5 protein-coding genes and 1 pseudogene are annotated in these 7,663 nt (G+C 55.0%); 1 reads left to right on the forward strand and 5 read right to left on the reverse strand.

What is annotated here, in order from left to right:
• Positions 1–513 precede the first annotated feature (513 nt).
• Genes FGA82_RS27535 through FGA82_RS27550 form a run of 4 tightly spaced genes read right to left on the reverse strand, consistent with a single transcriptional unit; the run spans position 514 to position 6,385 of the window.
• Positions 514–1,926: an efflux transporter outer membrane subunit gene (locus FGA82_RS27535; RefSeq protein WP_141129534.1), complete on the reverse strand. Its 1,413-nt coding sequence runs from the start codon at positions 1,924–1,926 to the stop codon at positions 514–516.
• 22 nt (positions 1,927–1,948) lie between these two features.
• Positions 1,949–2,950 (reverse strand): hypothetical protein, encoded by a 1,002-nt coding sequence (locus FGA82_RS27540; protein WP_141129535.1) that lies wholly within the window; start codon positions 2,948–2,950, stop codon positions 1,949–1,951.
• A gap of 22 nt (positions 2,951–2,972) precedes the next feature.
• Positions 2,973–5,114 carry a peptidase domain-containing ABC transporter gene (locus FGA82_RS27545; protein ID WP_141129536.1) on the reverse strand — a complete coding sequence of 714 codons (2,142 nt, stop codon included), beginning with the start codon at positions 5,112–5,114 and terminating at the stop codon, positions 2,973–2,975.
• A complete protein-coding gene (locus FGA82_RS27550; RefSeq protein WP_141129537.1) occupies positions 5,111–6,385 on the reverse strand; it encodes an HlyD family secretion protein in 1,275 nt (424 codons plus the stop codon). The genes FGA82_RS27545 and FGA82_RS27550 overlap by 4 nt, the downstream gene beginning before the upstream one ends.
• A gap of 729 nt (positions 6,386–7,114) precedes the next feature.
• Between FGA82_RS27550 and FGA82_RS32220 the strand changes: the two genes are divergently transcribed.
• A complete protein-coding gene (locus FGA82_RS32220) occupies positions 7,115–7,276 on the forward strand; it encodes a hypothetical protein (RefSeq protein ID WP_171057374.1) in 162 nt (53 codons plus the stop codon).
• 102 nt (positions 7,277–7,378) lie between these two features.
• On the opposite strand, the pseudogene FGA82_RS27555 reads toward FGA82_RS32220, so the two are convergent.
• A pseudogene (locus tag FGA82_RS27555) lies at positions 7,379–7,638 on the reverse strand (IS630 family transposase); the annotation flags it as partial.
• Positions 7,639–7,663: the final 25 nt, after the last annotated feature.

The following is a 7,663-nucleotide window of genomic DNA, read 5'->3' on the forward strand; positions in this document are numbered from 1 at the left end:
GGTGGGTATTTCAGACCTTCCTTAGGCAGTTTAGTGCGCCTCGATAGATAGAACGCTATTTATGTGGAATAGAAAATCAACTACATCTGATGCCTTTAGTTTTTTGTCCGCTATGACGGGCAGCCGTCGTTGATCTGACCCCGAGCGGCAATCTTATGAGTTTCTGACTCAAGGGCAAGCGATTGACGGCACGCCTATAAGCCGTTTTAGACGGATGCCTTTATCCCATAATGGGTTGGAGGAGACGCGCCTGTTGGACTCACTCTAGGCGCGTCCATGCCGATACTGTGCGCCGAGTGGATGGGACGGACGCAGCACTCGCTCATACCTTGCCTGTTTTTATCCTGTGACCTCCAACCTGCAGGCCCTGGCCCATTCAAGGTGATGTCGTCCCCTATGCGGTATCGAGCCCCTAATGTCTTCACCCGCGACGTTGGCAAACGCGTGAAGGGACCAAACCCCATGGCGGATCAAAGCGGCGATTGTAGCGTCGAAGGCCGCCTTGCCCAACGATTATTGAATACTACCTGCTTCTGTCCAGCCGCCCCCCAATCCTTTGTACAAGGCGATACGATTGGTCAGTTGTAACAGCCGTGTCTTTATCAGGTTTTGTTGCGCGGTCCGCCATTGGCGCTGCGCATCCAGGACATCCAGATAGCTGTTGACCCCGTCTCGATAGAGCAGCTCGGCCAACTCGGTGCGTTGCGACTCATTCGCGGCCCATTGACGCTCCGCGTCCAGCTCGGCAGCAATGGCCTTGCTCGAGTCAAGCGCATCGGCCACCTCGTGAAAAGCGCTCTGGATGGTTTTTTCGTATTCGGAGATGGCTGTTTTATGTTGCGCCCAAGCCAGATCCAGTTGCGCCACATTGCGTCCGGCATCGAAAATGGGCAACTGCAGATCCGGCGTGAAAGACCAGCTGCGCGCATTACCCAAGGTCAGGGCACTGAGTTGAGGGCTGCTAAAGCCCAATAATCCAGTCAGCGAAATTTTCGGCAAAAAGGCGGCACGAGCGGCCCCGATATTAGCATTGGACGCTTTGAGTCTGGCTTCCTGCGCCCGAATATCCGGGCGCCGCACGAGCAGCGCGGAAGGCAGGCCTGGCGCGATGGAGGCGATGACGCCGGCATCGTCCAGCGACCCGGCCTGCAACCGGGATTGATCCACGCGGGTACCGACTAAAAACTCCAACTGATTGAAGGCCACATTGCGTTGCCGAAGGACCGAGGCCTGCTCGGCCTCAGCGGACAGCACCAGACTTTGGGCCTGTTGCACCTCCAACTGACTGGACACCCCCAATAGACGGCGCTGGCTCACCAGCGCGTGGGAACGACGGGCAATGGCCAGTGACTCGTCGCTCTGGCGCTGAAGCTCCACACTGGCCAGCGCTTCGAAGTAAGCCTGCGCCACCTGCGCAATCAACGTGGATTTCACGCTGAGCGCCTCCTCAACACTGGCCGTGTAAAGCTCATTGGCGGCCCCTTTAAGATTACGCAAGCGCCCCCACAAATCGAGTTCATAGGCGTTCAAGCTCAGGCCCAATTGACCGTGTTCGGCAACGCCACTGCCCCCATACGGCGCATCGGCTTTGGAGACCCGTTGTCGTTGGGCTTGAGCGGCCAGCGAGAGGTTGGGATAAACATCCGCTCGCTGGATCTGAAACTGGGCCCGTGCTTCGTCCATGCGGTTGACGGCAATACGCAGGTCCCGATTGTTGTCCAGCGCGGTGCTGATTAACGTCTGCAGATAGGCCCCCTGAAACACCGACTGCCACTGCAGGTCAGTTGGGGACTCATGATCGGCGCTTGAGCCTGCGCGCCATGACGGCGCCACCGGCAGCGCAGGACGCACGTAGTCAGGCTCGAATGAACAACCGACCAGCGCCAGGCAGCACACCGTCACACATAGGGACAATCCGGGGTTCATGATACTCAACTCAATAACGGACTTAACGTTGTGCCAGCAACGCGTTGGGAATTTTGATGGGCATGTCTGCCGCCGAGCGTTGGCGATGGAAATAGGCCTCCATCCGGGGCAGGTAAAACCAGTTTTCCGGTGACTGACGGATGAACCGCTCCAGCGCCACCATGCAGCGCTGACTCATGGGTTCGAGGTCGCCGGCCTCAACCCAGTCGAACAGGTGAAATTCGCTGGCCTGACCCGGTATCACGCGGTGACCGGCCAGGAGCACATTGAACTGCAGCTTGGACGCTAAAAATATAGGGCCTTTCACAAACTGTGCGTCACGCGCTAAAAACCGCCCCGAGACGGGAGCCCCGAAATGCGTGGCACCGATACTCACCGGCAGGTCGTAGAAGATGACAATGCGCTTGCCCTGGCGAGCACCCCGAACAATGGCCAGAGCGACCTTGGGGTCCTTGACATCCTTCACCTCAACCGTGTGCCCAAAGGCCTCAAGACTTTTCATCGAGCGCACCGTCATCTCATCGGCGAACGCCAAGATCGGAATGATGAAATGCGTGGCAACCGGTGTGTGCGCGACAATCTTGGCGACCGCCATCCAGTGCTCCCCCGTGTGCGTCAACAGCACCAGGCAAGGCTCGTCCTGCGAACGCTGAAACAGTGCCTGGGGGTCGACCCAGAGGATGTTATCTAGGCGTTCGCGTAACTGAGCGGGCGCATGAATCTCATACAGGTATTTATTGATTTGCCGCTGCAACTGGATGGCCATATAGCGTCGGGCCGCGTCATCACACTGCATTTGATCGTAATCAAACAGGGCCAGGTTTTGCCGGCACAAGCTATAACCCGACCCACGCCAGCCTGGCGGTAGCCAGCCCAGTACACGAGGGAGTGTTCGGTACAGCCCCTGCATCGGCGCCCAGCGAAAAAGCGGCGCGATGCCTTTGATAATCCATTCGGCGACCCAGTATTTGGCCCTCAGACGAACCAACCGCACCTGCCAGAGCCAGTTCAGGTTTTGCACCATCACGTAATCCTCAATTAAACGCTTACAAGCGCTGCAGCTCGCCATCGATCATCTGATAGCCCACGTCACACGCCTGCAGCATCACCGGATCGTGCGTCACGATGACGCACAGCATCGGGAGCGTTCTAAGGCTGTTGATCACCACGTCACGGGATTCGTGATCCAGGTGCGAGGTTGGCTCATCCAGCAGCAAAACGTCCGGCTTGCGATACAATGCCCTAGCAATGAGCAAGCGCTGCTTCTGGCCGGAGGACAGCTGCACGCCAGCGGTGCCTAGTAACGTGTTAAAGCCGCTCCCAAGTTGCAGAATGCTGTCGACCAGCCCGACCTGCTCGACGCAGGCCTGAAGATGTTCGCCATCGACGTGGTCGGCATCCATCAGGATGTTGTCAATGACCGTGCCGTCGATGATTTCATCGGTGGCCGTGACATAGGCGGTACTTTGCCGGTAGCGGCGCAGACCAAAATTGGCTATCGGCATCCCATTGACCTTGAGCTCGCCGGACTCCAGCGCATAGAACCCCGCCAGCACTTTCAACAAGGTGCTTTTACCAAAGCCTGAACTGCCATAAATGGCCACTTTTTGCAGACGGTTGACCTGCAGTTGTAGCGACTTCAGAACAGGCCGCTCGAACGAGCCGTAACGAAACACCCCCGCTTGAATCTCCAGGTGACGAATTTGTTCACGGTTCGCGAGCGCGGAGGAGGCGTAAACGTTCACGCCCACCTCTTCGGGCGCTTCATCGATAATATGTTCGGCCCGATCAAGGTCTACCTTGATCAGGCGCAGCGACATGTACCGATCCACTGCCTTCAGGACAGAGTCCATGAAGAGGTCCTTGTACAGCACAAAGGCAAACAGGTCGCCAATGCTATTGACCCCCTTGAGCACGGCCAAGGCGCCCAGACCGCTGACCAACAGGGACTGGGAATGCGAAAGGCCGGTATGCACGACTGTGTTCATTTCCTGCATGCGGCTGACATCGGCTCGGGCAATTTCCGTTTCGGCCTGGCGGTTGCTCCATAACGCCAGTTTGGAGGCCTCGTAGCCATACAGCTTCATCGATTGCACGGCCCCCAGCACATCGAACAACACCGCATTGCGCGCGGTTTCGGCTTCGATGGACACTTGGTGCTTTTTTTCGATAATCGGCAACATCACCAAACGAAAAACACAAAAGGCCAGGCACAACGCCAGGGATAAACCCGCCAGCTTCAGGTTGATCAACCCCATCAACACCAGAAAGACCACGGCAAAAATGCTATCGATGGCCATGTCTATCCTGCCGGCCGTGAACTGTATGTAAGCCTGATCAACGGCTTGCGTGCGGCGCAAAATATCGACCGGTGAGCGACGCTCAAAAAAAGGCACGGGTAAGCGCAGCAACCAGGCGATGACCCCGGTCGAAAGGTCCTGGGTCAAGGCCACACGCAGGCGTGCATTGAGTGCGGTGCGCAGCCAGGTGGCAATCGTTTTGAAAAAGAACAGCCCGGAAAAGATATAGAGAATCAGGTATAGGAAATCCGGATCATTCTTGGCCACCACTTGATCAATCGTCAGGGAAAACAGCTTGGGTGCGGCGATCGCGCCCAAATTGATCACAACGGCCAACAACGCCATGGGAATCAAGTAGCGATACAGCCAGGCGTTGTTTTTAAGGATGCCGGTAAAACTCAGCCGAGAGCTACCCTTGCCTTCTTGACTGCGCTGAAAGCCCAGGCCCGGCACCACTTCCAAGGCAAAGTTGCTGAATAACGGTAGCGCCGCTTCCCAGCTGTAAAAACGCCGCCCTACCGCGGGATCGACAACGTTGATGCCTTTGCTCGTGACTGACTCCAGCACCACAAAGTGCATGTTGTTCCAAAACAAAATGGACGGTGTCTTGAGTTCCTTGATGTAGTCGAGCGTAAGCTTCAACGGGCGGGTCGCAAGCCCCAGCGTTTCCGAGACCTTGATGATCTGATAGAGCGAAATGCCCCCCAGCGCCACACTGTAGTCCTGACGCATTTGCCGAAGTGTGGTCTCGCGCCCGTAGTAACTGGCCACCATGGCGATCGAGGCCAGACCACACTCGGCGATTTCATCTTGCAGAATCACTGGGATGCGTTTGGCAAAAAATCGCGACGCAACGCCAGGCTTATGCTGAGCATTACGTTCTGTCATTTGGATTCACCCACCGGTGCCTCACGAAATTCGGATAGATAGTCGGGGTTGCGCTGCATGCCTTTCACCACGGGTAAAAACAACCATTCAAACAAGTTCAACTCTTCGTGCTTGAGAGAGGCTTTAACGGTCATGCCGTCACGTAACCACGCTTGCTGGATTTTTGTCGAAGCCTTGGGAAAATCGAGCTGCACTTCGACCAGGTAGGTCGGTACAGCACTCTGCTCGTCATGAGGCGTGCCCAGAGGCGAGTCGACCAACGTACTGGAGGGTGTTCTCAGGATGTGGCCCTTGATGACGCCGTAACGTTCATAAGGAAAGGAGTCGATACGCACCACCACCTCGGTACCGGGCTCGGCGAAACCGATGGAGGAGGCTTTCACATCCAGCATGACGGTGGGGGCCACAGGTTCCGGCGTGCGCGTCCGAATGAGCATGAGCGGATTGCCCGCCTCGGCGCGCGCGCCCGCAAACACCGACGTGGCATCGATCTCACCGTCGACGGGAGAGAGCAATACATATTCTTGCGCTTTTTTCAGTGTATCAAGGCGCTCCAACAGATCCTGCTTCTGACTAGCGAGAGTACTCAAACGTGTGGATCGCGAATAATCGGCATCACTGTCACGTTGTTTTAATTCCAAGATTTTTTGCTGTACCGTGCTCTGGTCGAGCTCGTTGTTCACCAGCTCCTGAAGCGCAGACTCGTGGCGGGCAATCACTTCATGCAACGCCGCCTCAGACACCGCGCCCTGCTTGGCGAGGCTCTCATAGTGTTGGCGCTCCCGGACGGCAATGTCGACGCGATATTGAATCGACTGATAGATCTTGCTGTTGAGGTCTAAGCTTTTGCTGACCTCGTCGAGCTGCAGTTTGAGTAGGTTTTTTTCAACGTCATAAGACGCCTGAGCTTTTTGCTCATCAGCGCTCACCTCCACCAGCAGCGCTTCGACACCTTTCACATTGTTGGTTGAACCCGACTTGCCGCCGCGCTCACTTAACGTATCGGGATCCACGTTACGGATGCGCAGCAAGGGTTGATTCTTATGGATGATCGCTCCGGGCTGCGCCAGGACCTCTTCAATATAACCGGCGCGTTCACTGCTGATTCTGAGCACGTCACGGGTGATCACACGCCCCGTCACTTCCTCTTTTTCCGCGTAGCGACCTATAAAAAGTATGATCAATGCCGTAAGAAAAAACGCGCATACAACCCAAGCTAACAAAAGAGGTGATAACGCCGACCGCGGCGAGACCTTTCCGACATCAAGCATACATGTTCCGTTATTGATGGAAGGTAGATGACCCACTGATGAGAGCGACTGGCCAAGCCAGCAATAGGTCAACGGCATTTGGACGCGAAATCACATCGTGGTTGTAAAACAGAGTGTCCTTGCCGGGTAGGATTAATAATGCGCGTAGAATATGCAGCACAAGCATATTATCTCTCGTTTTGAACCGCGGGGCGCTATATCACAGCGCTGACTTTATCCGTGTCCGACAGGCATGGCGATCCATGCTGGGAAGATCGTATAAGCGAGTAAATACTCCATAGGCCGCTGTAGAAATACTCTCACAATTTTCCTCGCAGCAAGCACTCAAAAATTATCATTTGCAAATATAATATGAATTATTAAAGTCGGACTGCCAAGAAACATGATTTAACTCCCCCGCCTGTAGCGCACTGAGTTCATGCCCACAAAGATAGAGCTAAGCCGCAAGCGATCAACGGGCGCGCAAGCATCGCAACAGCCATTAGCGCAAGGCTGGTGCAGAGCTCGATGCAGTTACTCCATCCAAGTTGGGATGCGAACTCGGCATCCGCACGCTTTAGATTGGTGGCGCCCACTCATCATGATATGAATTAAAGTTATCAAAAAACACATTAGGCGCTAGCGCGTGAAATAAGCCTTAAATGATTTGACTCAACCAAGGCACCGAGATAGCTTTTCATGGCATTGAGCGGAAACGCGAAGGCAACATACTTAATAAGGAAACTTACCATGCAAGAAATCACTATTAAAGAGACCCAAACTGTTTTTGGTGGCCAAAGCTTTGGCCAAGGCTTCGGCGCCGGTCTTCTCCTTTCTCTTGGCCCTCTGGGTTATGCTATCGGCTGGGGAGCCTCAGGCAACACCGATCCTAATAAATGGCAACTTTGCTAAAGGCTGAGTTCGCCTTTAGATAAGGTTGGGGGATTGAAAGATCCCCCAACTTGTTGCAAGTACACAAACGTGAGCGGCCCACCGGCCTAGTGTCCTGAGCGGTTAATTTAACAATCTATTTTCAATCGCACCCAGCTTTGCTTTATGCACCGAACTGATGATGTTTTCAGCCGTTTTGTTCCACTTGAATGGTTTTGCTGAGCGCTCATTGTGAGCCTCGATGAATTGACGAATGCCCGTATTCAGCTCCGCGACGCTGGTAAACACACCCCGCTCCACGGCGTTCAGCCAGGAGGCTCTGGTCTGCGTGAAGTGCAGTTGAAGCGTGGATGGTCCTCCAAACACTGCTTGATCACGGGAGTCTAGGGAAGGTCTGAAATACCCACC

The organism is Pseudomonas fluorescens (assembly GCF_005938625.1).
Lineage (GTDB): Bacteria > Pseudomonadota > Gammaproteobacteria > Pseudomonadales > Pseudomonadaceae > Aquipseudomonas > Aquipseudomonas fluorescens_BD.

Coding starts and splice junctions, on each gene's coding strand:
- FGA82_RS32220 (WP_171057374.1), top strand. CDS start 7,115: ATGCAAGAAATCACTATTAAAGAGACCCAAACTGTTTTTGGTGGCCAA.
- FGA82_RS27535 (WP_141129534.1), bottom strand. CDS start 1,926: ATGAACCCCGGATTGTCCCTATGTGTGACGGTGTGCTGCCTGGCGCTG.
- FGA82_RS27545 (WP_141129536.1), bottom strand. CDS start 5,114: ATGACAGAACGTAATGCTCAGCATAAGCCTGGCGTTGCGTCGCGATTT.
- FGA82_RS27540 (WP_141129535.1), bottom strand. CDS start 2,950: ATGGTGCAAAACCTGAACTGGCTCTGGCAGGTGCGGTTGGTTCGTCTG.
- FGA82_RS27550 (WP_141129537.1), bottom strand. CDS start 6,385: ATGCTTGATGTCGGAAAGGTCTCGCCGCGGTCGGCGTTATCACCTCTT.